Below are 25811 nucleotides of genomic sequence, written 5' to 3'. Positions count from 1 at the left end.
CGCTCGAGGACGTAGTCGAGGAACTGGACGGCGGTCTTCTGGTCGCAGCGCGGGTAGATCCGCAGGATCCGCAGACGGGTGCAGTCGTCGATCGCGGTGAACTGGTAGTACTTGGCCCGGCGACGTGTCTTGGGGGCTTCGCCGGTGACCGGGGCCGGGGTCTTGCGCGCCGTGGCCGGGGCACCGACGGGCTCGATGAACTTGACGTCGATCTGAACCCGGTTGCCGGGCAACTGCTTCTCGTAGCGTGTGTGGCGCCGGTCGTGGCGCTTGTAGCGCTGAGAGGCAGGCAGCCGGTTCAGGTCCAGTCGTTTGAGGATGCGGTATACGGCCGAACAGGCGATGTCGATGTCGTGGTACCGCTTGAGGTACATCTTGATCTTCATCAGGCCGAAGTGGTAGTTCCGCCGCAGGTAGACGATCTTGTTGACGACGTCTGCCTCGGTGGCGTTCGGGCTGTGGTGCGGCGCGCTGGAGCGGTCGCGCAGCCCTTCGATGCCTTCGTCCTGGTAGCGCCGCTGCCACTTGTAGAAGCAGTTTCGGCTGATGCCGTAGTACCGGCAGGTCAGCGAGACATTCCCGGTGACCTCCTCGGCGTGCCGCAGGACCGCCAGGCGTCGCTGGGCCTGTCGGTCCTGCTGCTGTTGCTGTGAAGGGGGCATGGCAGATCTCCGTCACGATCGGAGACCCATGTGTAACCAACGTCCGGCAGTTTTATAACTAGGCACCGTCGCCGGCCCGGCTGTGGGCGAGGGCGCCGAACCGGTCGCTCTCGCCCGGCGCGGTGAACAGGCGCTTGGGCAGCACCAGGAGGCAGGTCCGGCGGCCCCGGCGACCCACCAGCACGTGCAGCCGGGGCGTCTCGTGATACCAGCGGACGTCGTCCCACGCGAGCCGCATCGACTCCTCGCCTCGGAACGCCGTGATGCCCTCCTGGTCCGCCACGGCCCGCTTCTCCTCGGCCGCCCGGCCGGTGCGGAAGCCGCGGGCGACCGCCCACCGCGGCAGGACCAGCAGCACGACGAGGCCGTACACCACCGCGATGCCGAGGGAAACGGGGCGCACGGTCAGGCCGTCCGGGGACAGTGACGTGCTCGCCGCGGCGAGCCAGACCGTGCCGAGAGCGGCCACTGCCCGCCCCCGCCGGAACAGGCCGGCGGCCTTGGCGGCCTCGACGTACTCCTCCCAGGTCACGTGGCCGGTGACGCTGAAGGATGCCTTGTGTATGTCGCTCACGAGGGCGGAGCCTATCCCTCCGCCTCCGGGGCGCTGTCCGGGACCGGAGTGCGGCGGGGAGAAGGGCCGGGACTCAAGCCGAGGACTTCTCCGCCAGGCCGCTGCCCCGGTGCGGCGTCGGGCGCGAACCGGATGTCTCCACCAGTTGGTCAGGTCCACGAGGAGATCGCAGTGCGGGTCGTCGAAGGACAGCTGTTGGTACTGCTCCTCCTCGATCAGGGCCGGGAAGGAGGCGATCAGCGCGGTGGGCGTTCCGGTGAAGCGGATCTCGACGCCGATGGTCCCGGGGTGGTCGGGCCGATGCACGTAGAGGCGCAACAGGCCGTGCCCCAGCAGGCGGACGCATGGGAAGGCACGGCTCCGCCCTGCGTCGGAGACTGGTCACCAGTCGCCCGCCTCCCGCCGTGACGTGGGCATGCGCTCTGCCCGGGGTGGGATGGCCGTGACCGATACGTTCCGCGGAGTGATCAACCTCGACATCCGGGACTCGGTGCCCGACTGGGCCCCGTACGAGCAGTCCAAGGCACCGGAGGGCTCGCCCAACGTTGTGTACGTCGTGCTGGACGGCGTCGGCTTTGGTGCCATGAGCTGCTACGGCGGGCCGATCGAGACGCCGAACACCGACCGGATTGCCGCCGGCGGGCTGCGCTACGCCCAGTGGCACACCACCGCGCTGTGCTCGCCGACCGGCTCGGCGCTGCTCACCGGTGGCAACCACACCACGAACGGCATGGCCTGCATCAGCGAGGCCTCCGTCGGTTTCCCCAATGCCAACGGTCATGTTCCGCAGCAGTGCGCCACCCTTGCACAGATCCTCGTCGAGCGGGGCTACAGCACGGGCATCGTCGGCAAGTGGCACCTGTGCCCGGAGGGCGAAATGAACCTCGCCTCCACCAAGCGCAACTGGCCCTCCTGGCCCGGCAGAAGGAGCTGGGTCTGGTTCCTGCCGACACGGAGCTGCCCCCGCTGAACCCGATCGGCACGCCCGAGACCCGTACCGCCCCGGGGGTGCTTCGGCGTTGTCACGAGTGTGGATCACGACACCTCCCGCCGGGACCGTCGAATGACCATTCGCCAAGTCCGGGACGTCCGCACTTACCGGCAGCTCATCCGCTGACCCGCACACGCGGACTCCACCTCAGGCCGCCGGTCTCGGCGCGGCAGCGACCCGGTCTTTGGCCGCCGGCCCGGTACGCCACTGGATCCAGAGAAGTGCCCCCGCTCCGCTGCCGGCCAGGACGAAGGTGGGCCGTTGGCCCGAGGGTGTGCCGGCCCTGCTGGTGGCTCCGGGCGGCCGGGCCTGCCGGGCGGGCCCGTCATTGCGACGAGCTGCTCCCAGGTTCACGCTCGCACCGGCACTCGGCAGTGGCTCGCGTTGCGCAGCCGAACGGGGACGGGCACGGCTGGCAGCAACAACGGGCCGATCTCGGTTCCGGTGTGGCGACTCGGGCCGTCCGTGCTGGTCAGCAGACCCACTGACCTGGCCGCGGGCCGCGTCCAGGGCCCGCGAGCGCCGGAACGGCTCAGGTCGTGAACGGGGCGGCCAGCGCGGCGAGGAGGGGGTGCGGGAGGTCCGGGCCGTCGGGCGGTCCCGGAGCACCTCGCAGGGGCCGACACCGCGTGCTGCGAGAGCCGGCCGCCGAGGTGGTGGTGGCGGGCAGTAGATCAGCGGCGGGCCCGGGAGCAGTTACCGGCCCCGCTGCAGCGGATGGAGCCGCCCGCCGGGCAGCCCGTATCTGGCCGTCAGTCGTCGGCGTGCCTCCCGGTGTTGGCGAGCATGGCGGCCAGGAGACGGATCGCATTGACCCGGACCCTCAGGCGTCCCGTTCGCGGCCGTGTTCGGCTGCCACGGAAGGCCCGCGTCCACGTTGAGGCACCCGGACCACGGTCAAGAGCCTTCAGGCAGAGCCCGCGAGCCGCGTCGCCGTGTCCGGACCGTTGTGGGAGGTGGTCAACGCCGTCCGGCACACCCTCGGCCCCTGCACTCTCGATGCGGCCTGGGCCGCCGACGGGACCGACATCGACGCCACGGACGCCAGCCCCCGCCCGCCGCGCCAGCGCCGGCCACCCGTACCCCCGCCCGCCCGCGGCACCGCCGGCGGGGAGGTACGGCTGGCCGCAGATCAACCGGCTGGCCGACGCGGTGGAGGTCCGGCCGGTCCCCGAGGGCGGCAAGACCGTCCACGTATACCTGACCGCCGGTCCCCTGAGCAGGCGACGCGCCGGCACGTCGTGCCCACTCGCCCGGTGCAGCAAACCCAACTGATGTGCCGGGAACGGGAACCGGAGTGATCGTGCCGACGTGAATGTCCGTGACTGGGCTTAGCGTGCACGGACAGAAGCAGGGGGCCGTTCACGCACCGACGCGTGATCCCGGACACACGCATGACGTGTGCCCGGTCAGGGCCCCACGGCTCGATCCTCAGGGGGGATCTTGACTACATCGCACCGCATGTCACCGCAGCGCAGACGGCTGCGCGCTCTGGCCGCCGGGAGCGTTCTCGCCCTGGCCGCCGGCGCCCTTGCCGCCGCGCCGAGCCTGGCCGCGCCGAGCCTGGCCGCGCCGGGCTCGGCCGTGCCGGGCTTGGCCGCGCCGGGCTCGGCCGTGCCGGCGCCGGCAGCGTCCGCCGTGACCGGAACGGCCCGCGGCCACGAGCTCCCGACCGTCGTCATGCCGGCCCGGGTCCCGGGCCGGGTGGCCGCTGCCGCCAAGCCGCGGCACGACGTCGACGGCGACGGCGTCAGCGACATGATCGTCATGGAGTACGACCAGGTCACGGCCGTCTACCTGTCGTCGATCAAGGCCTGGAGCGAATACACGATCTACAAGACCGACCCCGACCCCGAGGCCTCGTTCAAGGACCTGCTGCCGGTGGGCGACGTCGGCGGCACAACCAAGCCCGAACTCCTCTCGCTCACCTTCGACGGCGTGCTCACGCTCTACGAGGCGGGCGTGAAGAGCACCTCGGCGCCCCTGTGGTCGGGCCGCGGCTGGCAGATCTACAACCGCCTCATCGCCACCGGCGATCTGACCGGCGACCGCCGCCCCGATCTGCTGGCCCGGGACCCCGCCGGTGACCTGTGGCTGTACACCGGGACCGGGACGGTCAGCAAGCCCTTCAACTCCCGGGTCAAGGTCGCCTCCGGCTGGGGGATCTACGACCAGGTCGTGGGCGCCAACGACGTCGACGGTGATGGCATCGGCGACGTCCTCACCCGCACCCTGAGCGGCGAACTGTGGTTCCACAAGGGAGCCGGCAGCGCTACCGCCCCGCTCAAGCCCCGCGTCAAGGTCGGCACCGGCTGGAACACGTACAACGTGATCACCGGTTCGGACGACGGCGACGGTGACGGCAAGAGCGACCTGCTCGCGCGCAACCACGACGGCGTGGAGTACTGGTTCAAGTCGATCGGCGGCGGCAAGTTCGCCGCACCCGCCTACTTCGGCAGCGGCTATGAACTCAACAAGTTCATCGTCGGTGCGGGCACCACGTCGCTGTTCGGCAAGGGCCAGAACGTGATGACCCAGTCCGACAACGTCCTGGTCAAGTACCACGCCCTGGCCAACAGCACCTACTACTCACCGCCGTACCAGGCGGGCAAGGAGGTACCCGGCTCCCGCAACACGTACGCCACGGGCCTCAACAGCCACAACCACGCCAGCTACGTGCAGAACATCGGCACCGACCTCTACGTCCGCGGCGTGAAGGTCAGCACGTCGTGGAACTACACCATGACGGCCGGCCCCGGTGACCTCACCGGCGACGGCAAGGGCGACCTGGTCAGCCGCGACTCCGCAGGCGTCCTGTGGTTGCACCCCGGCGACGGGCTGCCGTACACGAAGTTCGGTACCCGCATCAAGGTCGGCACCGGCTGGAACGGCTACAACACCCTCGTCGGCGCAGGCGACTACTCCGGCGACGGGCGGCCCGACCTGCTCGCCCGGGACGCCGCCGGCGGCCTCTTCCTCTTCAAGGGCACCGGCACGGCCAGCGCGCCGTTCGCTGCCCGGGAGCAGGTCGGCAGCGGCTTCAACCAGTACGACACGCTGTTCGTCCCGGGTGACATCAACGGCGACAGCAAGGGCGACCTGATGGCCCGGCTCCCGGGAGGTGACGTGTACACGTACACCTCGACGGGCAAGACCGGCACCGCGACCTTCGCCCCCCGGGTGAAGTTCGGCACCGGGTGGAACATCTACAAGAACATGCTCTGACCCCTGCGGCCCCGGGCCGCCGAGAGCGACGGCGCGGGCCCGCCCGCCGGCCCCGGCCGGCGACCGGGCCCGCGCCCGCAGGCTGAGGCCACCGGCGCGGCAGTGATGCACATCGTCGAGACCCACCAGGGACTTACTGAACTGGAGCGCGGTGTCATGGGAGCCACGCCGGACGGGTATGGACGAGATCGACATGCTGGAGATCTGGGGCCTGACAGGACCGTCGCTTCGACGAGGCGCCGACGACGCCATCGCGGGCGTCCGTTCCCGCTCCGCCTACCCGAGGCCGCTGAGACGGAGAGCGTCCCTTATCCGGCCGAGCTTCGCGGTCGTCTCGGGGGTACGCTCCTGTGTCTGTTCGGCGAGTTGGATGGCATCCTCGATCTCGCTGAGCTTCGCGGCGGGCAGGACACCCACCGGCTCGATCAGGTCGCCGCGGGACACGGTGGTCAGCCACGTACAGGGGATGAATCCCGGGCGCGGGAACGCGATCCGCAGCACACCTTCGAAGGGCAGTCCTTCCATGCCACCCACAGCCACTTCGACGCCCAGACTACTGATGTCGACGCCCGCCGGGGCGACGATCTGCATCACCCGGATCCCGGACGCGGTGTCTCCCGACAGAAGTACGGCCAGCCGCCGCTCGTCGAACTCGACCCACCAGACTTCACCACGTCGCACAAGTCCTCCTGATACAAGACGGCGGGTGGACGCACACACCCTGCGCTCGGGTACCGGGCGATTCCCGCTTTGTTGAGGTTGCGGGCGAGCGCCGAGGGTCAGCCCAGGGAGAGCCAGCGGATGCCGAGTTGTTCGACCTCTATGGCCTCCGCTTCGTTCAGCGGCTCCCGCCCGGTGGCCTTGCGCAGGAAGCGTGTCCGGCTCCACCCCAGTTCGTCGGTGGCCACGGCGTGTTCCGTGCCGAGGAGCAACTCCGTCACGACGTCGCCGGCGGCCGAGGTCAGCCAGGGCTTGCCACCAAGTGCGTCGGCGAGGTCGAGACCGTGGACGGCGACCTCCACCACGCGGGTGAGGAGGAACTCCGACAGGAGCATGGCGTCGCCATGACGTGTTCGTACGGTCCGGCCATCCTGCTGGACTCGGCACAGCCTGTCGACCCGCTGCCAGGTGGCGGCGAAGTCCTTGGCGAAGGCGGCGCCATCGGCCGACCGGGCCGCACGGTCCTGGGCCAGTGCGATCCGGCTGTCGTTGGTCCGGGGGGAGAAGCGCTCGTCCGGGCGGTAGTACTCCGCTGCCGAGATCTCCGGCTCATGGGGTGCCGGCGCGTCCAGCATGTCCGGTAGCCAGTCGATCACGACGCATACGTGCCCCAACAGGTCGAGCACGGTCCAGGGGGAACAGCGTGTCGGAAGGTCCCACTCGGCCTGGGAAAGCCCTGACACGGCATCGGTCAGGGCCCCGGCTTCCTGACGGAAGGCTTCGAGCACTCGGTCTTGATTCACGCTGGTGATGTTACTGATCACCATCGGACAGGCTCCTGTCGGTCATGCGATCGTGGCTCGATGCACGTGGTTCTTCACGGCGGGGACCGGTGAGCTGGCATCGGTCGTTCCGCCGGGGCCAGCGCTTCCGTCCTGGAGGGCGGCGCCGTCCCCGTCAGGGGATCCGCGGTGGAGAGTTCGACGACATCGTGTCAGCGGGTGGGGCAGTTCGAGCGGCGGGTGATGCGGTGCGACAACCTCTACCCGCTGCGCTTCCGCGTAGGCTGAGGCGACCGCGACGAGTGGTCGATCGCGATCCGGCCGCGAGCGTGGTGCGCGAGCTCGGCGAGGCGGCCATGGGCCGGGGCTCCGGGGTGCTGCTTCAAAGTCCATCCCCCCAAGGCTCCCGCCCAGGAGAAGCGCGCCGTTTCTGGCGCCGCATCACCAGGTTCTCAGGGGTGTTCGCGAAGTCATGGGAGCCATGGCCGCAGGCAGGCGATGGGCTCCCATGGCCCGGTAGTCGCGGGCGTGCGACGTCCACGCGGCGTCAAAGGCGGGCCGCACCTGAATCGGACCGACCGGGGTAGTGGGATGCTCGTCCTCTTGTCCGGCGGAACCTCATTCCCTACGCTGCGGGACCATGACTCGCCAGGCGCGCCCCGCGCTCGCTTCGGCCCATGCCATCATCACCGGCGGATCCAGCGGGATAGGCCTTGCCACGGCGCGCCTGCTGGTGAGCCGTGGATCGGCGGTGTCCCTTGTCGCGCGAGGCCGCGACCGACTGGAGGCTGCGGCGGCCGAACTGCGGTCCGTTGGTGGCACGGTGGCTTTCCGTACGGCCGACGTCAGTGACAAGGAGGCTGTGGAGGCCGCGTTCGCGGACCTGGAACACGAGCAGGGAAGGCCGTGTGACGTGCTGGTCACTTCGGCGGGCGTGGCCCGCCCCGGGCACTTCCTCGACCTGCCGGACGACGTGTTCCACGAGATGATGACGGTCGACTACTTCGGAACTCTGCACTGCCTACGGGCAGTTCTGCCGGGCATGAAGCAACGCCGTCACGGAAGCGTCGTTGCGGTCTGCTCAGCAGCCGGGCTGATGGGCGTCTTCGGATACAGCGCCTACGGACCGGCGAAGTTCGCGGTCCGCGGTCTCATGGAATCCCTGCGAGCGGAGATGGCTCCGTACGGAGTGCACGCGGCAATCGTGTTCCCGCCCGACGTGAACACACCTCAGCTCGTGGAGGAGAACCGCTGGAAGCCGGAGGAGACGAAGGAGATCGCGGGCACCATTCGGCCGCTATCCCCCGAGAGAGTGGCAGCGGCGATCGTGGCGGGCGTGGAACGCCGTCGCTTCGTCATCTGTCCGGACGTCGGAACACGGGTACTGGCCCGCTTCGGGGGCGTGCTTGCCCCCGTACTCAACGCCGAGTTCGACCGACGGGTGAGAAGGGTCAGGCGCCAGGGGGGCCGGACCCGCAGCGACTGAACCGCGTGCGGGTGATCCGGGCGCGCCGCCCCGCCGTGCGCGGCTCCACCTTCTCCCCTTGGTCACCCAACGTGTTTATCCGGAGCCGATTCGGTAACAACATGTAGTGACAGGCAGTCAATACCCGACGAAAGGCAGGAAGATGAATCTCGCTACCGTGCTCATCCTCGTCGCGGTCTTCGTACTCGTCGGCCTTCTGGCCGCGGCCCCCAGCGCCCCCGTGCGACGCAACCCCTCCCCGGGCCGTCGGCGGAGAACGGGCCACCGCCGGTCGGCCGGTCCCCGGCCGACCGGGCTCCCCCGTCAGCGGGGAATCACACACCAGGCGCGCTGAGGGCCGGCGCGGACGGCGGTCGCGCGCTCGCGGACGCGGATGAGCAGCGCGACGGGACGCCCCCGGTCCCTGACCTCCCGGATCGAAGACGGCGTCGTAGTCGTCCGGCTCCACGTCCTCGAGAGCGATCGGGTGCCGCAGCTCGCTGATGCCCTGAAGAGCTGCGGCTACCTTCTCGGCACCTTCCTGACCCTGTTGAACTCGGGCGCCAGGCTGGCCTTGTCCACGGTCGGGACGACACCGTCCGGGGTCGCGACGGTGATCCGGTGCCCCGCCGCGGTGAGCGAGTCGTAGGTGAGTGTGTCGTACGGGCGACCGCTTCCTCGGCCCAGAAGCCGGTGGGTTGGCGGGTACCGTCCGCCAGCGTCCAGTAGGTCGCGCCGGTGACGACGAAGTGGATGTTCGACAGGGTGAGGGCTCTCCGCTCTCTCCGCAGGCGGGCCGCACTGGGACCTCGAGGGTGGGACTCGACTACGGACGCCCCCACCACCGGCAGCAGTCGCGAAAACGCACCCCCGCGCCTTCCTCATCCCACGGCGAGGCCCGACAGCGCACTCACCATCATGAACCGGCGCCGGCGCCGGCGGCGCGGGCCGCCGGCCCGGCCGCGCGAATCGACCCGGGCACGGCCGACAGTCCTGGTGCCGCCGCCCGGCAGCCTGGCCTCGGGTCACCGCCCGGGCACGGGAGCGCCACGGCGACCGAGGCGTTCCGTGCCGGGGCTCGCCGACTGGTCCGTCAAGCACCTTCCTCCAGCACGGCGCTGATCAACTGCCGCTGGTTATCGGTGAGGTGCGGCTCGTGCAGGTCGATGACCTTGCCGTCGACCTGCACGACGTAGTGGTAGCCATCGGCCGACGGTCGCTGCTCGGTTGTGCGGTCCTCGCCGAGCGCCTGTTCGGCCAGCAGCTCCAAGTCCGCCCGATCGGGTCGGCATTCCGTGTCGACGGCCGCCTGGCGCTCGCGACCCGCGAACCCACCCGTACGTGCCACGGTGATCAGCATGCTGGAACCTCCTTGTCGGTGCCTGCCACTGGCCCACCACCGGTCGTGCGACTCGGCGGCAGCGGCGGCTGTGTAGGTCATCTACGCGTTTGCCCCGCCATCCCCGGCCCGGACACCCCGCCCGGCTCTCCCGTGCCAAGTCGGCCGAAAACGTGCCCACGCGAGGGCGCAGGGGTCGGCTTCGCCCCACCGTCCAGCGCGTCTGGGTGCCCGTGCGGTACGGGCCCTGGGCCGCACCTGCGGTCCGTTCCGCAAGTGGTGGCGCTCTGCCGGCGCGTGGAGGAGGCTGATCCCAGTGGCCTGGCCGCCAAGATCCACCTTGCGGTCGACCAGGCAAGCCTTAAGCCGATGTCGCTTGTATTCAAGGCCGGGCACGAGCGGGAGCCGCTCACCCCGTCCGCCCGTCATCTTCAAGGGGGTTGGGTTGCCACAGACCCGACACCCCTTTCGCTCTTCACCCCCGAGGTCCGAAGAGATCCATGGTCGACACCGTCACCTCACTGGCCACCCGTCATCACGAAGTGCTGGTGGAGCTCCTGACCAAGGGACCCGCCGTCGCGGGTACCAGGGCCTCCACGACGTCATCGCGCGTGCCACGGCGCTCGGCCCTGACGTGCGTGGCTCGCGGCTGCGGGCCACGCGGACCTCGGTGGTCTGACATGCGCCCAGGGGCAGACGGAAGTGGCTTGCCTTCGCCGGCACCGCCCAGGCGGACACCGTGCCCAGCGGCAGACTGCCGCCCCTCCGTCCGCCGCTGTGGCGGACTACTGCAACTGGGACCCCGACCGGTCCGCCGGCAACGTGAGCATGCGCACCACCAAGGAGACCCGACTGAGGTATGGGCCGGCTGCGTCCTGCGGCTTCACCGGGTGGACCGACGGGGAGGTGGCCAAGAAACTGTGTGCCGTGTGCAAGGCCCGTAACAGCTCGGGCAACCTCTGGGACTACGTCGCTCCGGAGGAGTCTTCCTGGCGGCCGGCTGGATCTACTCGGGCAACTCAACGTTGGGTCGGGAACGATTCCCAACTGCTGAACAGGTTCGGGCAGCGGTGCATGAACCTCCCTGACCGGCCCGGTGCTCCTCGCGGTGCGGGCAGAACGCCGCCACCCTTGGCGGCCCCGTCTCACCCTTCGTGCGACACGCTTTGTCGTCAGGGCATTCCGTGTATCTTCACCTGGTTCAACATCCAACCAGGGGAGGACCCTACGTGAAGAAGACCTTTGCCGTCGTGGCCGGCGCTGCGGCCGTGGCTGCCCTCTCGGCTGTCCCGGCGCAGGCGGCCGAGTACTCCTCGGCGCTGAAGATCAGCGGTATCCAGTACGACGCCCCTGGCCGTGACTCCAACAGCTGCACCACCGGGAACACCGCCGCAGAGTACGTCGTCATCAAGAACTACTCACGCGGCACCGTCAATCTCAAGGGGCACACCGTCAAGGACGCCGTTGGTAACGCCTACACGTTCAAGATCAACCACTACCTGGAGCCCGGGGACTTCGTGCGCCTGCGCGGGGGCCGCGGTACCGAGTCCGACGCCGGGAACGTCGCCTACCGGGGCAGCTGCAACTTCATGTGGAACAACGACAAGGACACCGTGAAGCTGTACAAGCCCGGTGGCGCCTACGGCGACACCCACGCCTACAGCAAGGCTGCCAACGACCGTGACGGCAACGGCTACATAACCTTCCACGGCTGAGCGGCAGAAAGGAAGCCCCGCTGCCGGCTCCGAGCCGGCAGCGGGGACTGCGTCAGAGGGCGTTGATCGCGCCGCTGCCCAGGCGGGGTGGTGCCCGAAGGCCGGCGGCAGACAGGCGGACCCCACCCCTGGTCAGGTAGCGGGCTCGCCCCGGCCGCTGTACCCGCCCGCTCCGCGCCCCCGGATCATCTGCCGCCGCCTCGGTAGCCGCGGACCACCAACGGCCGAGGCATCGACCAGTTCGAAGTCCAGCTGGACCTCCCGCCCTGCCCGTCGGGCTCGCCTGGTACCCCCGCCACGACGCCGACCCGGCACACGTCTGGCTGCGCGCCTGCGCCCGCGAGCTGCTGCCCGCCTGAGCTCACCTCCGCTCGTGCGAGGTGATGCGCGCATCCGTGCCGGGCTTTGGAGGGCCCCCCGACCCCATTCGGTCAAGCCCTCCGCTCTGGTTCGCCGCCCCAGATGGGATGCTCCGTCCCTTCGTTTCGCTGTGTCTCAGGGAGAGTCCGACCCAGGCCAGGGTCCCTCCACGGCGGCCCCGCAGTCGCTCGGAAGGTGTGCGACGACGAGCGCGGCAGCCTCCTGGGGTGTGGCAACCTCGCCGAGGAGTGCGGCAGAGTCGCCCGCATACACCAAATAGGCCCCTGTTCCGCCGGCTATGCGGGGAAGGTCGTTGCTCCACGGGAAGTGCGTGTTCCGGTGGAAGGTCAGGCAGCCGTGGCTCGGGAAGGGGAACAGCCTGCGCAGACGCGGCTCCGAGAACGCGGCTTCGATCACCGCAGGATCCCCGCGGCGGGCCTCGGGGTGACGCTCCACCAACATGCGCCAGGTCTTCTCGACCACGGTTTCCGTACTCATGTCATCGATCATCGGCGGTGGCACCTGCCGGAGCAATCCTCGTCCGTGCCGGGGGAGGGGTCGGTGTGCCGTGGCCTGCAGCACTGCCGTCGTTTGGCTCCGTGTTGGCGTGCGGATCCGCCTCGGTGCCTCGGGTGGTCGGCACGGGGGCCGCACTGTCGGCGCGGGCTTGATGGCGACGGCCCGGGACGGTCTCCTGGCGTCGACGCCTTCACTCCTCGGCCGAGATGAGAGCGAGTTCCGATTCGAATCCGGACATCAGCGCGGCGAGTGCGAAGTCGAACCGCGCCTGGGCTGCGTCCTCGCCCAACTCGCGGGCGGCGCCGACCAGCAACGGGTACGCGTCCAGGTCCAACGAGGCCAGACTGTCGGCCCCGCCGACATTGCCCGCCTGCGCGGCGGCCTGCCCGACGACGAAGCCGGTCAGTGAGTAGAGGACGTCCAGCGTTCTGGGCAGAGGGAAGCCCGCCTAGGCCGTTTCTTAGGGATCACCTCGCGGTCCAGACGTGGATGGCCGCGAGGTGGAGAGAAACGGCCTAGCGCCGGGGTGCTCGTCCAGGGGGTCGCGCCCAAGGCGACGCAGCCGCCGACCGTCTTCGGAGCGGTGCGCGTGGGCGGCAAGGTCACGGCAGTCGTGGGCACCTGGACGCCCGCCCCGACCTCGTACGCCTACCAGTGGCGGATCGACGGAGCGCCCATTGCGGGAGCCACCGGGGCGAGCTACGTCCTGCCCGCGTCGGCCCCGGGCAAGAACCTCACGGTGACCGTGACGGCCCACCGCACCGGGCACCAGAGCGGGACGTCCACGTCGGGCTCGTACAAGGTCACCAAGGGCCTCGCGCCCAAGGCGACGAGGGCCCCGGACGTCACGGGAACGGCCAGGGTCGGGAACGTTCTGACGGCGAACCCGGGCACGGGGACGCCCGCCCCGACCTCGTACGCCTACCAGTGGTACGCGAACGGGCAGGCCATCGCCGGGGCGACCGGGACGACGCTCAAGCCGGCTGCGGCCCAGCGCGGGAAGCGGATCACCGTCAAGGTGACCGCGCACCGCACCGGCCACGACTCCGGCACCGCCACGAGCACCGCGACCGGGACGGTCGCCTGACCCTTCCCGCGCAACAGCGCAAAGCCCCGGAGCGGCGGTGACCACACCACCGCTCCGGGGCTTCTTCGTCTGATGCGCCAGGCACAGGCTCCGGCCCTGCAGCGACGAGAGCTCTCGGAGAGTCTCGAAGATCGTGATCGGCCGCAGCTCGCCCCGCGCGTCACGGCTGTCAGAGGGCCTGCACCGAACAGCAGGACACCACTACCGGTTCGGTGCCGCCGGGCCGACCTCCCCTAGCGTCTTCCACAGCGTGGCGAGTGCGAGCAGCTGTGCCAGGAAGAACGCCACCGAGGCGAATCGCATCCGGTAGACGTAGGCGACGAGACTGGCGTTGGTCGGCCAGTAGCGCCGCTCGCCCTGAAAGGTCTGCAGGTCCATCACGAGCCCCGTGCAGGTCATGACCGAGCCGAACGCGGCGATCTCGCCGATCACGCTCGGTGTGGTCTCTCCCAGGGCCTGCGCGATGAGGAAGTCCGCGGCTGCCGGGACGGTGAAGGCCAGTGCGACGAAGATCGCCTTCGTCGGCCCGTGACGGCCCGGCAGGTCACGCCACAGCGCCCCGAGGAAGAAGCCTCCGACGATCCAGGCGACTTGCCAGAAGAAGATCGAGGCCATGATCCAGAGGAATCCCGCCGCATCCTGCGTGGTCACCGTCCAGGAGTAGCCCTTGACCGCCTCGATCCAGTACAGCAGGCCGGTCACGGGCAGCCCGATGAGACTCGCGTTGACCGCCCCTCTGCGAGCGTTGCCCCACCACGTGGACATGGGGCCACAGGCGAAGGGCAGGTCGGCCGGCCTGACTCCTTCCGGCAGTGCCTGGTCCAGCCGGTCGATCTCGGCTTCGATCGACTCCTGCTCCGCGGAACGCTCCGACGGCTTCACGGCGTTGAGATGGTGCAGCCGCGCCTGGAGCTCCCGGAACCGGCGGGCGAGACGCAGTACGTCGGCCCTGTCGGTGTGTGAGATCACCTTCCCCAGCGGTGCATCGTCGGCGAAGGGCTTCTCCAGTACGGAGACAGAAGAGCCCAGGGCGAGCACTCCCCAGGTCGTGCACAGGCACAGCAGCAGGGTGAGGGCATAGGCGGAAAAGCCGTAGTAGGACGTATCGGGCGCGAGGGTGACGGCGAAAAGCACCAGGAGGACGAACTTCTCCGCCGAGCTCGGTGTGAACGACGCCTTCTCGTACTGTTCGACCCGACAGACCCGCAACACCCCCAGCAGGGCCAGCGAGGCCATGAAGGAGACGATGTACAGCAGTGGATCCACGACTGTCACGGGGAAGGACCACCACCACGAGTCGAGCGTCAGTGCCCAGAAGATCTCAAAATCAGGCCCCCGCGGGTCGGCGAGCCAGCTGACCCGGTCCCAGTGGCGTTCAAAGGCGAGATATCCCCAGAGGACGGTCATCATCGCCGCCGCAGCGGCGGCGCAGACCATGACCCACGACGGGATCCGTGCCTCTTTCATCAGCAGGATCCGTTGGGACGCAGCGATCACACCGAGCCAGCATACGGCGATCAGTGCAGTGCAGGCCGTGGCTGCGGTCCAGCCCGGAGGGGCCAGGGGGTAGTCGGCAGTGGGCAGCACCGTGAGCTCAAGGACCTCTGCCAGCACATAGCAGCCAGTCACGCCAAGGACGAGCACGTACACACAGACACGAAGGCGCTTCGGAAGAGCGCCGAGCCGGCACAGCGCAAGCCCGAGGAACGCCAGGATGAACACCGCCGCTGTCGGCCAGTAGTCGGCCTCCCAGTGCATCAGCTGCTGCAGAACCCCGAAAAGGGTGTCACCGAGGTAGGTGAGCAAGCCCAGGAACACCAGAAGTAGCGCCCACCACCGCAGAAACTGCAGCGCCTTCGACTGCTCCGGCATCGGTTTACCGACCAGGCTGCGCCTCAGCCGTCGCCCCGCGACCAGCAACAGCCCGCCCGTGGCGACGTAGAAGAACGCAGCCGATGCGCCGTAGCCGCCCCATGCCTCCCATGCCCGCCAATCGGCCTCGACCGACGTCGTGATGAAGTTCCAGTGCTGTGCCGGAGGCGGGCGGAAAGTGACCGTGGGAAACTTCTTCGGCTGTTTGTGCTGCCAGCTCAGCTTCGTGCCGCCTTCGCCGAAGGCCGGCGGGGGATCGGCCGTCACGGCTCCCGGCCCGCCCAAGCTGACGTGCACCTTGTCCCAGCTCGCGCCCTTGAGGGCCGGGGAGGGCTGCAGCGCGATGCGCCAGTCGCCCTTCCCGACTGTCAGCCTCCAGGGACCGACAGCGACGACAGACAGGGTCTGGACCCACGTGGCTGCCTCGTAGTGCACCTTGACCCACTGGCGGTCGGCCTTCACGGTCACCGGCTTGAACCGCCACTCGTCATCCCGGAAGTCGTTTCCCTCTCCCAAGGGCTTCCCCACCAGACACGCCAGCGCGGTGCGGTAGGCCGGCGAGTGGACGTCCAGGAGCAGTGCGGGGGCATGTTTCCACACGGTGGGCAGGCTCATGTCCAAGGTGCTCGTGAACAAGCTGTAGTCGTTGCCGCGGTGTTCGAACTCAGCCCGTGCCGTGACCTTGGCGTCCTTGAGTTGGTCGGCTCGGCAACCGGTCGAGGTGCTTTCGGCAGCGCCGGCCTGCCCCGCCAGGGGGAGTATGAGGCAGAGGGCCAGCAGCACATTCAGAAGGCGCGGTGCGGACCAGCTGGGACGGATCACCGCCCCAGGATCCTCCCGGCGAGACGCGCACGACGCCGTGCGACACGTCAACACACCAGCGGAACCACTCCAGCGGCCGAGGGCCGGTGGTCACTTCCCCAGGCGTGTGAATCGACGGCCCGCCACCGCCTCCGCTGCTGTCCCCGGAGCTGCCGCCGGCAATGGTCGTGGTGTCGATCGCCGAGTCGGCGGCACTGCCACCGCCAGTGACAGTGACCGTATTGACGATGCTGCAAGGAGAGTTGGCGGCGACGTTCACGGTCACGCTGGCAGTGAACACCGAGTGTCCGCCTTCAACATCAACTAGCCGCAGTACGTGCCGGCGCCTTCGACTTTGGTCTGGGTTGGGCCGGGCCACGCGTCGGCGGGCGCTTTCCCAGGCTCGGTGTACCTCGGGTGGGATGCGGCCGAGGCGGGGCACGTCGTAGGCGTTGTTCCGCGCCCAGGCTCGGGGTGCCGCAGTGTGGGCGAGGGCTGCGGAGTGCCGGCCGTGTCGTTCAACCGCCTTCGCGACCGACGGCGCCACCGTGTGAGGGGGAGAGCTCCGACGAGTGCCACGGCGACGGGTACGGCGCCCTGGGGCACGGTCGGCTTGGCAGCGAGAACATCGAGGTCCGCCTGGTGAAAAGTGGCGGGCACCGGCAGTGTGGCCCAGCGGGTGACCGGCCAGGCCACGGTGAAGGCACGGCCGATCACGTTGTCCACTGGAACAAGGCCGTCGCCGGGTTTCTGCAGCTGGTGGTAACGAGAGTCCAAGGAGTCGTTGCGGTGGTCCCCCATCACCCAAAGCCGGTCCTTGGGAACCTTGACCGTCCCGACCGGGTAGTCGTCGCACGATGTCGAACCGGGGTAGATGTACGGCTCGTCCAGCGGCACTCCGTTGACCTTCACCGGACTGCCGGCGTTGCACTCCACGGTGTCGCCACCAACCGCGATCACGCGCTTGATCAGAGTCTTGTCCGATGACGGCCGCAGGCCCACGAAGCTCAGTACGTTCTGCGCGCCGCGCAGAACCGCGTTGCTCTCATTCGGGGCCGGTTCCGGGAGCCAACCGCCGGGATCACGGAAGACCACGACTTCCCCGCGCTGCGGCTTGTTACCGAACCACGGAGTCAGCTTGTCCACCAGGACTCGGTCGCCTTCCTGCAGGGTGTTCTGCATCGAGGCCGAGGGTATGGAGAACGCCTGCACCAAGAACGTCTTGATCCCCAAGGCGAGCAGCAGGGCGATGGTTGCCAGGAGCAGCAGCTCGGCCCACCAAGGGCGCTTCGCGCGCGGAGCACCTGTCGGCTCACTCCGCGCAGTGCCATCGCCGGAGTTCGTGTCCCGGGACGATCGTCCCGGGAACCGGAAGATGGCACCCGCACCTCCCATGGGCCGGCCGAACTTGCCGGCCACTCCGCCGAGTCCCCGGCGCACAGTCGCCTCCTTCGAGCTCATCTGCTGATTTCCTTTGCGCGTCTGGACCACTGGACCGACCGGCACGTGGCCACTGGACGTCAGTGGCCCAGTTGGCCAACTGTAGGAAAGTGATCATTCGCCAGGTGTAAAGGTCAGTGTGGCGTCCCTGGACGAGCATCCGAGAGGGTGGGAAGGGACCGCCACCGACGACGCGGTCCGGCTGCCCGCCACGCTCCTCCGGCCCATTGCGGCAGCCGACGTGGTCGAGGTGCCGGCCGATGTCGCCACCGCTCCTCCGCTCGGCGGCACGCTCGATGTCGCGGGCCCCGAGGTCTTCTCCGTGGACGAGCTCGGGTGCCTCACCGTGTCCGCCCGGCAGGACCGGCGCGTTTACGCCGACGCGGCCGTGCCGGCCGGGTTCCCGCTCGTCGACACCGGGACCACCGCCAAGGGGGCGGTCTTGTACACGCACCAGCCCGCCCCGGGCCGGCCGCGTTCGGCTCGTACGGTCCGGGCAGACCCTTTTCCACGAGCCGCTTGGCGCCGGGCGGGAGGTCCCTCAGGGCTGCGTGAGCCTGGGGATGTCCTCGTCGGTGAGGAAGTGGACATGGCGTAGTTCGGCGGGTGCCAGCGGGCCGAGGCGCAGCAGAGACTCGTCGAGCCGGACGCTCTGCCAGAACTCCGCTTCGGTGGCCGCGGTCCCCAGGACCGTCCACGGCGCGCCGTACTTCGTCTGCGCCATCCACACCGCGAGGGGGCGGTGGCCGGGCCCGAAGAGGTCGTCACCAACCGGGTCCTCCTGCATCTCGGCGACCACGCTCGACGTGTGCGGGTGAGCGCACACGGGCTGCAGGTGCCGCTGCTGCCACTGGTCGCGGAGGTGTTCGGCCGCCGCGTCGGCGACGCGGTCGACGGCGTCCAGGGCCCCCTGGTCGGCATTGGACGCGGCCGGCCGCACCACGCGCACGAGCAACTCGCGTCCGCACGGCTGGTAGCGGAACACTCTGAAGATCGTGATCGGGGCGCCCATAGACCGTATTGTGCCCTCTGTCGTTCCTCCGGCAGCCGGGAGCGTTGTACACCCGTAGGCGCGACCTGGTCCTGTGTCAGGTGGCGGGGCGGGCGCCGGGAGTGTGGCCGAAGGTACGGCGGAAGACGTCGATGAAGGTGCTGGCGGAAGACCAGCCGCAGCGGTGGGCGACCGCGGTGACGGGGATGTCGTCCGCCAGGAGGATCAGCGCGTGGTGGAGCCTGATCTGAGTGCGCCACTGTAGGTAGGTGAGGCCGAGGTCGTCGCGGAGGCGGCGGGAGAGGGTGCGGGCGCTGGCGCCGATCTGGCGTCCGAGGTCGTCGAGTGAGCGGTTGTCGGCCGCGTCGGCGCGCAGGATGTCGTGCAGTTCGCGGAGCAGAGGGTCGGTGGGGACCGGCAGGTGTAGCGGCTGTTCGGGGGAGAGGGCGAGCTGGTCGAGCATGACCGCGCGCAGGCGCAGGCGCAGGCGCAGGTGGGGTGGGCTGTCGTTGTCGGGGTCGCGGGTGTACGCGACGATGAGTTCGCGCAAAAGGGGGCTGACGGCGAGGACGGCGGGTTTGTCCAGGCCGAGGGGGTTGTCGGTGGCGGGCAGGCCAACGAGGTGGAGGTCGAGTTCGCCGTGTGCCTGATGCTGGTGGACGGTGCCGGCGGGGATCCAGAGCGCGCGGGTGGCGGGGGCAACCCAGGAACCGGCGTCGGTGGTCACCGCGATGGTGCCCCGGCCGGCGTAGACGATCTGGTGATCGTCATGGCGGTGCGCATCGATCTCGCCGCCGGAGGCCAGGCGCTGGGTCCGGGTCGGCGCAACGGATTCGTGGCGGACTTTCTGCATCACCTGTCAATCTACCGAAAGCGCGACACCGTGTGCTTCTCCCAGCATGGGAGGGTGCGAAGGAATACATCGATCTCCCTGCTGGCCGTGGGACACGCCTGCGTCGACATCTACCAGGGCGCCGTCGCAGCGCTGATCCCGTTCTTCGTGGCCGAACGGGACTACACCTACGCGGTCGCCTCCGGCATCGTGCTGGCCGCGTCCCTGCTGTCGTCAGTGGCCCAGCCGGTGTTCGGGGCGCTCACCGACCGGCGGGCGATGCCGTGGCTGCTGCCGGTCAGCACTCTGCTGGGCGGGGTGGGCATCGCGCTCAGCGGCCTGAGCGGCTCCTACGAGCTCACCCTGTTCTTCGTCGCCGTCTCCGGGATCGGGGTGGCCGCCTACCACCCGGAGTCGGCCCGCGTGGCCCGGCTGGCCAGCGAAGGCAGTCACAGCGCGATGGGCTGGTTCTCCCTGGGCGGCAACATCGGCTTCGCACTTGCCCCGCTCATGGTGTCGGCCGTGATCGGACACGGCTCCCTGCGCTGGACGCCCGTCCTGGTCCTGCCCGCGCTCGCCGGCGCCGCGCTGTGTGTGCCCGTGCTCCGGATGCTCGCCCGGCCCGAGGCCAGCGCGTCCAAGACGGAGGCACCGCGGGGCGCCGATGATGTGGCCTCGTTCGTGAAGCTGTCCCTGGCGGTCGTCTTCCGCTCCATCGTCTTCACCGGCCTGAGCACCTTCATCTCCCTCTACGCCCAGCAGCGCATGCAGGGCAGCACCAGCGCGGGCACCATCGCCCTGTTCCTGCTGTTCCTGGGCGGCGCAGTCGGCTCGGTCCTGGGAGGGTCCCTGGCCAACCGCTACGACCGCGTCCATGTCTCCCGCTGGTCCTACCTGCTCTCCGTCGCCGCCGTGACCGGAGTGATCTACGCACCCGGCCCGGCCATGTTCCTCTTCGTGGCCCTCACCTCCGTCGGCCTGTACGTCCCCTTCTCCCTCCAGGTCACCCTGGGCCAGGATTACCTGCCCTCCCGTATCGGTACTGCCAGCGGCGTCACCCTCGGCCTCACCGTCAGCATCGGCGGCCTCATCAGCCCCCTACTGGGACACCTGGCCGACTCCACCTCCCTGAAGACAGCCCTCACCCCCCTGATCGTCGTGCCTGCCCTGAGCTGGCTCCTCTTCCGCACCCTGCCCGAACCCACCGCCCCCAAGCCTCAAGCCGACGCACCCGCGCCCGCACCCGCATCCGCGCGGCAGGACGCATAGAGCTGCACGGATCAGTGTGCATGAACAAGGGCCACCGACGGAATTGACTGACCTGCAGGAACGTGGCTTCCGCCAGGCGTCGATCCCGCGCAGCTGTGTCCGCGATCCCGGGTGATGACCGCTAACGGGAGCCAGCTGCGGTGCGAGCGCAGGCAGAGCCGTGATGCCCGGCCGACCGTCGACCGCGTTTCGTCACCTGGGCAGGCCAATTCCGTCGGTGGCACCCTTCTCCCACGTGGGCACGAGACGGCTACGACACCTCACCGCGAGCGGGAATCGGATCGCCACGACCGGAGTTGGTGAGGGAAGTTAGCCGTTTCAGGAGGGGTCATGCGAGCGATTCAGGTTTCCGAAGTGGGCGGTCCCGAGGTGCTGCGACTGGTCAACATTGATCAACCGATGCCGGGCCCGGGCCAGGCGGTCGTGGAGGTCGCCGCGTCCGGCGTCAACTTCCTCGACGTATACCACCGCCAGGGCCGGTACACCCTCCCGCTGCCCTTCACCCCGGGCACTGAGGGCGCGGGCACGGTCCTCGAGGTTGGACCCGGCGTCACCCACGTCGCTGTGGGAGACCGGGTCGGCTGGGTGGAGATTCCCGGCACCTATGCCGAGCAGGCCGTCGTGGACTCCTCCCGGCTCGTGCCCCTGCCCGAGGGCGTCGACTTCGAGGCCGCCGCCGCCGTGCTGCTGCAGGGCATGACGGCGCACTACCTCGTCAAGGACGCCTACCCGGTCCAGCCAGGCGACACGGTGCTCGTGCACGCTGCTGCCGGCGGCATGGGGCTTGTGCTGACCCAGCTCATCACCCATCTCGGCGGCAGAGTGATCGGCACAACCTCGACACCGGAGAAGGCCCAGCTGGCGCGGCGCGCCGGGGCCGCCGAGGTGATCCTCTACTCTGCAGTGGACGATCTCGCGGCCGAGGTGAAGCGGCTCCATGGCGGCCAGGGCCTGCCTGTCGTCTTCGACGGCGTCGGCAAGGACACCTTCGATGCGAGCCTCGCCAGCCTGCGAACCCGCGGCCACCTGGTGCTCTTCGGCGCCGCGAGTGGTGCAGTGCCGCCCTTCGACCCCATCCGGCTCGCCCAGGGCGGTTCGCTGACCCTGATCCGGCCAAGCCTCGGGCACTTCATCGCCGATCGGTCCGAGCTGCTCCGGCGCGCCGCCGACGTGCTTGAATTGGTGCGCACCAAGGCGCTTGAGACCACCGTGACGGCCCGCTACCCGCTCGCCGAGGTCGCCCAAGCTCACCGCGATCTGGAGGCTCGGCGTACCACCGGCAAGCTACTCGTCATCCCCTAGGGCAACCGACGGAATTGACTGACCTGCAGGAACGTGGCTTCCGCCAGGCGTCGATCCCGCGCAGCTGTGTCCGCGATCCCGGGTGATGACCGCTAACGGGAGCCAGCTGCGGTGCGAGCGCGGGCAGAGTCGAGATGCCCGGCCGACCGTCGACCGCGTCTCGTCACCTGGGCAAGCCCATTCCGTCGGTGGCACAACAAGGCCCGCACAGCGAACGAGGGCGTGCCCGCACTCCAGATCGCTTCCCTCATCGGCTGGTTCGGTGAGCTTGTCCGAGATCAACCCAGACACGACCCGCAGCCTCCCACCGCCCGACCCGCCCGACCCGCCCGGACAGTCCGCTGTCAAGCACAGTGGACCCGGGCGGCCGGATCAAGCCGGCCCAGCCTGTCGGCAAACGATCGTTTGACGACACGGAGGCGTCGTGTCCAATGAACCCGTGCAATCCGGGGGCTCGAGGCGGTGCGAATCCAATCAGATCCGATGGTGATTGCTGACAGGGTTTGACGACAGATAGGTCCGATCCTCCGTACGGAAGCGGCCCTTCGGTGGCGAACCTGGTCTACGAGCGGGTCTCGACCGACCAGCAGTCCACCGCCCGGCAGAACCTCGTCCTGGCCGAGGCCGGGATCGAGGACCCGGTCGTCTTCGAGGAAGACCCGGGCACCTCCAGCCGCCGCCACCCCCTCCAGCGCCCGAAGTTCGGCGAACTGCTCACCTACGCGCGGCCGGGCGACACCGTGCACATCTCCGAGATGTTCCGCCTCGTACGCGGCACCGGCCACATCCTCGACGTGCTCGACGTCCTCCACCGCGACCAAGTGGCGCTGCGCATCCACGACGGCGCGTTCTCCGCGATGGACCTCACCGCCCGCCACCCCCGCACCGGCGAGCTGCTGTCCACCGTGAAGTTCATGGTGCAGACCCTCGCCACCGCCGGCGAACTCCAACGCGACCTCCAGCGCGAGCTGACCTACGACGGACTGCGCGCCGCCGAGGCCAAGGGCAGCAAAGGCGGACGCCGCCCCGCCGTCCCGGCCGGCAAGACCGCCGACGTGCGCACCGCGTACCTGGAAGGCCGCTCCATCGCCGCCCTCGCCCGCGACCACCGGGTCAGCCGCGGCGCGATCCGCACGGCCGTCGCCGACCTTCTGCCCGACCACACCGCCACCGAGGAGGACGCCCCCGCCCCGGAGTCGCCGGTCACCCTCGACATGCCGGGCAAGGTCGCCGACTTCCTCCGCACCGCCGAACCGGAGCCCGCCGAGCGGGCCGCGCTCGACCAAGGGGCGACCGTACGGCGCGGCCAGGGCTTCACCCTGCGCGTCAGCGCCGTCCCCGCCGTGCACCGACAGCTCCTCGCCCGCCGCCAGCCGCTCGACGGCAGCCAGGGTCTCCCCGCAGTCCCGGCCCAGCGCAAGGCCCGCCGCGAGTACGGGAACCGGATCAGCACGCTCACGCCCTGACCAAGATCGTTCTCACCGATAACCGCTGTACCGATGTTCCCCGAGGCCGGAGTCGACCGCGACGACCCAGTCCAGGTCGCCTTCGGCGTCGGCCTGGGCGAGCAGGGCGGCGAAGACGCGGTCCCATGTGCCGTCGATCGCCCACGTCCGCAGCCTGCTGTAGGCGCCCTTCCACGAGCCGAAGTGCTCGGGCAGGCCCATCCACGGCGTGCCCGTGCGGTACTTGAACGCGATCGCGTCGATCACCTGCCGGTGATCACGCCACCACCCACCCCGCCGAGGGGTCCGGTCCGGCAGCAACGGCTCGATGCGTGCCCACTGGGCGTCAGTGACCGACACACATCAACCAACGATCAGATGATCCGAGAAAACGGCCTAGTGCCGCATCAGGCGACGTTGGCCCGGTCGACGACGGCACGTAGGCGCCGGTCGTCGGCACGGCGGATCCGACGGATGATGTATCGGCGGATCATGCTGCCCTGTTCCTTGCGGTCGGCGTGGTCGGTGCCGTTGAGGGTGAAGTAGCGCACGGCGGTCAACTGGGCTTCGATCCGGTTCAGCCGGGAGGAGTTGGTCGGCGTGTAGGCGATCTCCGCGTTGTTCGCCGCACGCCGACCCTCGTTCGCCATCGATCTCGCGGACGCGCACTCGTTCTGCCACCCGCATGCTTGGCGGCCCGATGCCGCCGTAGCGTCAGGTTCAGGAGGAGTCGCTTGAATCGGCCCTGAGCGTCTTGCCCATGACTGCCGACCGGGCGACGCCGTCGACTGCCACACAGATACCGAAGACACGATCGTGGCTGGTCCAGCCATTGACGCGGCCACGGTTGTTGCTGATCTGCACCCGCTTCCTGGCGCGGTCCACGGACGACACCAAGTGCAAGTAGACCGTCCCGGCGACACGGGCGAGGACGATGTCCCCGACCTCCAACTTGGAAGGATCGAGCGGAGCAACGACCACCTGCTGCCGACTGCGTATCAGCGGAACCATCGAGGACCCGCTGGGCCTGAACGCCACGGTGGCCCCGCCAGCAACCCTGCCTGCCACTGCATCCAATGCACCCATCCGACGATCGTGGCAGATTCCCCTCCATCAACCCACCGGTTTGCTTCTCCATGCTTCACAAGCAAGGCGAACGTTGCCTGATGCGGCACCAGTTTCCGGGCGGACCGTCGCGAGGCTTCGACCCGGGGGTCGGTTCAAGAGGGCGACAGGCTGTCGCGGATCACGGGTCACTCCCGCTGTCCCTCTGCAGCGGGAATCCGCAGGGCGTCCGCCCTGCAACTGGGGCGGCCGGATCGTCGGTATCGACGGCAAGACCTTCGAGTGGGCCATGCTGATGGAGGACGCCTCCGACGAGGCGTCCCACGACTCGGAGACCGGTTTCTCCGAAATGGCCGCCGAGCACCGGTACGCCAAGGGGCGGCTTTTCATCTCGGCAACGCTGATCAGCAAGCCGTACGACGAGAAGGACAAGGGCCGTCTGATCGTCTGCTTCAAGGCGGACTCACCGGCCCCGGGCCGACGGTCGCAGACAGGCGAGAGCGGGTGTCACCCGTGTACGGGCGACACCCGCTCGTCGTGCGTCCTACATGGAGGAGTCGTCGAACGGGTTGACCATCACGCCCGATGCCTCGCAGCTCGCAATCACGCCGCTGCTGGCGCCGATCTTGCAGACCTCGAAGTAGGCGTTGTCGATCCAGCCTGCCTCCAGGTACGTGGTCCACGAGGCAGTCGTCTGGCCGCTGGGCACGGTCCGCATCTTCCAGACCTTGTGGCCGGCTTCGCCGTTGGTGATGAGTCGGATGCCGACGACGTAGCCGTCGGTAACGTAGTCCTTGGCGGTGATCTGGATCGGGTCGAGACGGTAGGGGTTGATCCGCCAGCCGATGGCCATGCGCCCGTAGTACGAGTTGGCCGAGACGGTCTGCTCGGTGCCGGACGCCGCGGCCGCGGGGCTGGCGAGGAGCGGAGTGATGACGGTGGCCAGAGCCGCGGCGGTGACGACGAGACTGCTCTTGAGGCGCAAGGGTCCCCCAGGAAAAAAATGTGTTGGCTGGAAATGCCCACTCTAGCTCGAATCTGACGATGCCTGATCATGCCTCAACTTTGCTCACCCAGAGGGCTCTTCGGACCTCAGTGAGCTGCGCGCCAGTATCTGGCACGCAGTGCCGTACCGTCAGGACGAGCGGATCGAAGGCGTCGAGCGGGCTCTGGCCGAGGCCCGCGCACCCAGGCGCGGCCCACACGAGATCCCCACAGGTGTACTGGGGACTGTTGTGGGCGTTCGACCGGATCTGCGGGCCGCATGCGTCACCGGACGCGTCCGTCCCGGCCTGGCACAGGGCACCGTGGACGACCACGCCCTTCACGGTGACGGTGGCTTGTGCAGCTCGGCGGTGGTGTGTTGAAGGCCGGCCAGTGCGACGGGTGTGGCGCTGTCGCAGATGTGGGTGACC

General features: G+C 69.2%; 22 protein-coding genes and 2 pseudogenes. 8 read left to right on the top strand and 16 right to left on the bottom strand.

Annotated features, from left to right (window positions below; genetic code table 11):
* Both AC067U_RS35580 and AC067U_RS35575 read right to left on the bottom strand, forming a co-directional pair.
* The coding region (locus tag AC067U_RS35580; RefSeq protein WP_478833988.1) for a helix-turn-helix domain-containing protein at nucleotides 1–662 on the bottom strand (662 nt) is incomplete at its 3' end.
* Nucleotides 663–720: 58 nt separating this feature from the next.
* Nucleotides 721–1554, bottom strand: coding sequence for a YcxB family protein (locus AC067U_RS35575; protein ID WP_478833987.1), 834 nt, complete (start codon nucleotides 1552–1554; stop codon nucleotides 721–723).
* Nucleotides 1555–1678: 124 nt separating this feature from the next.
* Between AC067U_RS35575 and AC067U_RS35570 the strand changes: the two genes are divergently transcribed.
* Both AC067U_RS35570 and AC067U_RS35565 read left to right on the top strand, forming a co-directional pair.
* Nucleotides 1679–2206 carry a sulfatase-like hydrolase/transferase gene (locus AC067U_RS35570; RefSeq protein ID WP_478833986.1) on the top strand — a complete coding sequence of 176 codons (528 nt, stop codon included), beginning with the start codon at nucleotides 1679–1681 and terminating at the stop codon, nucleotides 2204–2206.
* 1482 nt (nucleotides 2207–3688) lie between these two features.
* Nucleotides 3689–5452 carry an FG-GAP repeat domain-containing protein gene (locus AC067U_RS35565; RefSeq protein ID WP_478833985.1) on the top strand — a complete coding sequence of 588 codons (1764 nt, stop codon included), beginning with the start codon at nucleotides 3689–3691 and terminating at the stop codon, nucleotides 5450–5452.
* Nucleotides 5453–5728: 276 nt separating this feature from the next.
* On the opposite strand, the gene AC067U_RS35560 is transcribed toward AC067U_RS35565, so the two are convergent.
* Both AC067U_RS35560 and AC067U_RS35555 read right to left on the bottom strand, forming a co-directional pair.
* The gene (locus AC067U_RS35560; RefSeq protein ID WP_478833984.1) at nucleotides 5729–6133 is read right to left on the bottom strand and encodes a type II toxin-antitoxin system PemK/MazF family toxin; all 405 of its coding nucleotides are present in this window, start codon (nucleotides 6131–6133) and stop codon (nucleotides 5729–5731) included.
* 98 nt (nucleotides 6134–6231) lie between these two features.
* Entirely contained in the window at nucleotides 6232–6915 is a 684-nt protein-coding gene (locus AC067U_RS35555; RefSeq protein WP_478833983.1) for a maleylpyruvate isomerase N-terminal domain-containing protein, read from the bottom strand.
* 619 nt (nucleotides 6916–7534) lie between these two features.
* On the opposite strand from AC067U_RS35555, the gene AC067U_RS35550 reads away from it, so the two are divergent.
* Nucleotides 7535–8380, top strand: a complete 846-nt coding sequence (locus AC067U_RS35550) for an SDR family oxidoreductase (RefSeq protein ID WP_478833982.1) — start codon at nucleotides 7535–7537, stop codon at nucleotides 8378–8380.
* Nucleotides 8381–8777: 397 nt separating this feature from the next.
* Here the strand turns inward: AC067U_RS35550 and AC067U_RS35545 are convergent.
* Nucleotides 8778–9123: pseudogene (locus AC067U_RS35545) on the bottom strand (type 1 glutamine amidotransferase family protein); the annotation flags it as partial.
* Nucleotides 9124–9452: 329 nt separating this feature from the next.
* Nucleotides 9453–9719, bottom strand: coding sequence for a protealysin inhibitor emfourin (locus AC067U_RS35540; RefSeq protein WP_478833981.1), 267 nt, complete (start codon nucleotides 9717–9719; stop codon nucleotides 9453–9455).
* Nucleotides 9720–10927: 1208 nt separating this feature from the next.
* Here AC067U_RS35540 and AC067U_RS35535 point away from each other — a divergent pair.
* Nucleotides 10928–11413: a lamin tail domain-containing protein gene (locus tag AC067U_RS35535; protein ID WP_478833980.1), complete on the top strand. Its 486-nt coding sequence runs from the start codon at nucleotides 10928–10930 to the stop codon at nucleotides 11411–11413.
* Nucleotides 11414–11908: 495 nt separating this feature from the next.
* On the opposite strand, the gene AC067U_RS35530 is transcribed toward AC067U_RS35535, so the two are convergent.
* Nucleotides 11909–12271, bottom strand: coding sequence for a DUF6193 family natural product biosynthesis protein (locus tag AC067U_RS35530; RefSeq protein ID WP_478833979.1), 363 nt, complete (start codon nucleotides 12269–12271; stop codon nucleotides 11909–11911).
* A 211-nt stretch (nucleotides 12272–12482) separates the two neighbouring features.
* A complete protein-coding gene (locus AC067U_RS35525; protein WP_478833978.1) occupies nucleotides 12483–12626 on the bottom strand; it encodes a hypothetical protein in 144 nt (47 codons plus the stop codon).
* A 192-nt stretch (nucleotides 12627–12818) separates the two neighbouring features.
* Here AC067U_RS35525 and AC067U_RS35520 point away from each other — a divergent pair, with 192 nt between their 5' ends.
* Nucleotides 12819–13379 carry a hypothetical protein gene (locus AC067U_RS35520; RefSeq protein ID WP_478833977.1) on the top strand — a complete coding sequence of 187 codons (561 nt, stop codon included), beginning with the start codon at nucleotides 12819–12821 and terminating at the stop codon, nucleotides 13377–13379.
* A gap of 201 nt (nucleotides 13380–13580) precedes the next feature.
* Here the strand turns inward: AC067U_RS35520 and AC067U_RS35515 are convergent, their stop codons facing one another.
* The 4 genes from AC067U_RS35515 to AC067U_RS35500 all read right to left on the bottom strand — a co-directional run bounded on the left by AC067U_RS35515 (nucleotide 13581) and on the right by AC067U_RS35500 (nucleotide 19336).
* Nucleotides 13581–16073: a DUF6185 family protein gene (locus AC067U_RS35515; RefSeq protein WP_478833976.1), complete on the bottom strand. Its 2493-nt coding sequence runs from the start codon at nucleotides 16071–16073 to the stop codon at nucleotides 13581–13583.
* Between the two features lie 303 nt (nucleotides 16074–16376).
* Entirely contained in the window at nucleotides 16377–17513 is a 1137-nt protein-coding gene (lepB, locus tag AC067U_RS35510; protein WP_478833975.1) for a signal peptidase I, read from the bottom strand.
* Between the two features lie 520 nt (nucleotides 17514–18033).
* The gene (locus AC067U_RS35505) at nucleotides 18034–18504 is read right to left on the bottom strand and encodes a hypothetical protein (RefSeq protein WP_478833974.1); all 471 of its coding nucleotides are present in this window, start codon (nucleotides 18502–18504) and stop codon (nucleotides 18034–18036) included.
* Nucleotides 18505–18580: 76 nt separating this feature from the next.
* Nucleotides 18581–19336 carry an AraC family transcriptional regulator gene (locus AC067U_RS35500; RefSeq protein ID WP_478833973.1) on the bottom strand — a complete coding sequence of 252 codons (756 nt, stop codon included), beginning with the start codon at nucleotides 19334–19336 and terminating at the stop codon, nucleotides 18581–18583.
* Between the two features lie 54 nt (nucleotides 19337–19390).
* Here AC067U_RS35500 and AC067U_RS35495 point away from each other — a divergent pair, with 54 nt between their 5' ends.
* The 3 genes from AC067U_RS35495 (at nucleotide 19391) to AC067U_RS35485 (ending at nucleotide 23352) form a co-directional block, all read left to right on the top strand.
* On the top strand, nucleotides 19391–20584 hold the full coding sequence (locus tag AC067U_RS35495) for an MFS transporter (protein WP_478833972.1): 1194 nt from the start codon (nucleotides 19391–19393) through the stop codon (nucleotides 20582–20584).
* Nucleotides 20585–20914: 330 nt separating this feature from the next.
* On the top strand, nucleotides 20915–21886 hold the full coding sequence (locus AC067U_RS35490) for a quinone oxidoreductase family protein (RefSeq protein ID WP_478833971.1): 972 nt from the start codon (nucleotides 20915–20917) through the stop codon (nucleotides 21884–21886).
* Between the two features lie 548 nt (nucleotides 21887–22434).
* Nucleotides 22435–23352: a recombinase family protein gene (locus tag AC067U_RS35485; RefSeq protein ID WP_478833970.1), complete on the top strand. Its 918-nt coding sequence runs from the start codon at nucleotides 22435–22437 to the stop codon at nucleotides 23350–23352.
* A gap of 12 nt (nucleotides 23353–23364) precedes the next feature.
* On the opposite strand, the gene AC067U_RS35480 is transcribed toward AC067U_RS35485, so the two are convergent.
* The 4 genes and pseudogenes from AC067U_RS35480 to AC067U_RS35465 all read right to left on the bottom strand — a co-directional run bounded on the left by AC067U_RS35480 (nucleotide 23365) and on the right by AC067U_RS35465 (nucleotide 25381).
* Nucleotides 23365–23691 carry a transposase gene (locus AC067U_RS35480; protein WP_478833969.1) on the bottom strand — a complete coding sequence of 109 codons (327 nt, stop codon included), beginning with the start codon at nucleotides 23689–23691 and terminating at the stop codon, nucleotides 23365–23367.
* A 47-nt stretch (nucleotides 23692–23738) separates the two neighbouring features.
* A pseudogene (locus tag AC067U_RS35475) lies at nucleotides 23739–23960 on the bottom strand (IS630 family transposase); the annotation flags it as partial.
* A gap of 91 nt (nucleotides 23961–24051) precedes the next feature.
* On the bottom strand, nucleotides 24052–24417 hold the full coding sequence (locus tag AC067U_RS35470; RefSeq protein WP_478833968.1) for a S24/S26 family peptidase: 366 nt from the start codon (nucleotides 24415–24417) through the stop codon (nucleotides 24052–24054).
* 523 nt (nucleotides 24418–24940) lie between these two features.
* A complete protein-coding gene (locus tag AC067U_RS35465; protein ID WP_478833967.1) occupies nucleotides 24941–25381 on the bottom strand; it encodes a hypothetical protein in 441 nt (146 codons plus the stop codon).
* Nucleotides 25382–25811 lie beyond the last annotated feature (430 nt).

This window comes from Streptomyces sp. NPDC043853, from assembly GCF_056436025.1.
The sequence above is the reverse complement of the archived record's forward strand: the minus strand, read 5'-3'. Positions and strand labels throughout refer to the sequence as shown.

What these genes read in the sequence shown, in the direction of transcription:
- AC067U_RS35565 (WP_478833985.1), top strand. Translation starts at nt 3,689, where the DNA reads ATGTCACCGCAGCGCAGACGGCTGCGCGCTCTGGCCGCCGGGAGCGTT.
- AC067U_RS35550 (WP_478833982.1), top strand. Translation starts at nt 7,535, where the DNA reads ATGACTCGCCAGGCGCGCCCCGCGCTCGCTTCGGCCCATGCCATCATC.
- AC067U_RS35540 (WP_478833981.1), bottom strand. Translation starts at nt 9,719, where the DNA reads ATGCTGATCACCGTGGCACGTACGGGTGGGTTCGCGGGTCGCGAGCGC.
- AC067U_RS35530 (WP_478833979.1), bottom strand. Translation starts at nt 12,271, where the DNA reads ATGAGTACGGAAACCGTGGTCGAGAAGACCTGGCGCATGTTGGTGGAG.
- lepB (WP_478833975.1), bottom strand. Translation starts at nt 17,513, where the DNA reads ATGAGCTCGAAGGAGGCGACTGTGCGCCGGGGACTCGGCGGAGTGGCC.
- AC067U_RS35505 (WP_478833974.1), bottom strand. Translation starts at nt 18,504, where the DNA reads ATGGGCGCCCCGATCACGATCTTCAGAGTGTTCCGCTACCAGCCGTGC.
- AC067U_RS35500 (WP_478833973.1), bottom strand. Translation starts at nt 19,336, where the DNA reads ATGCAGAAAGTCCGCCACGAATCCGTTGCGCCGACCCGGACCCAGCGC.
- AC067U_RS35490 (WP_478833971.1), top strand. Translation starts at nt 20,915, where the DNA reads ATGCGAGCGATTCAGGTTTCCGAAGTGGGCGGTCCCGAGGTGCTGCGA.
- AC067U_RS35470 (WP_478833968.1), bottom strand. Translation starts at nt 24,417, where the DNA reads ATGGGTGCATTGGATGCAGTGGCAGGCAGGGTTGCTGGCGGGGCCACC.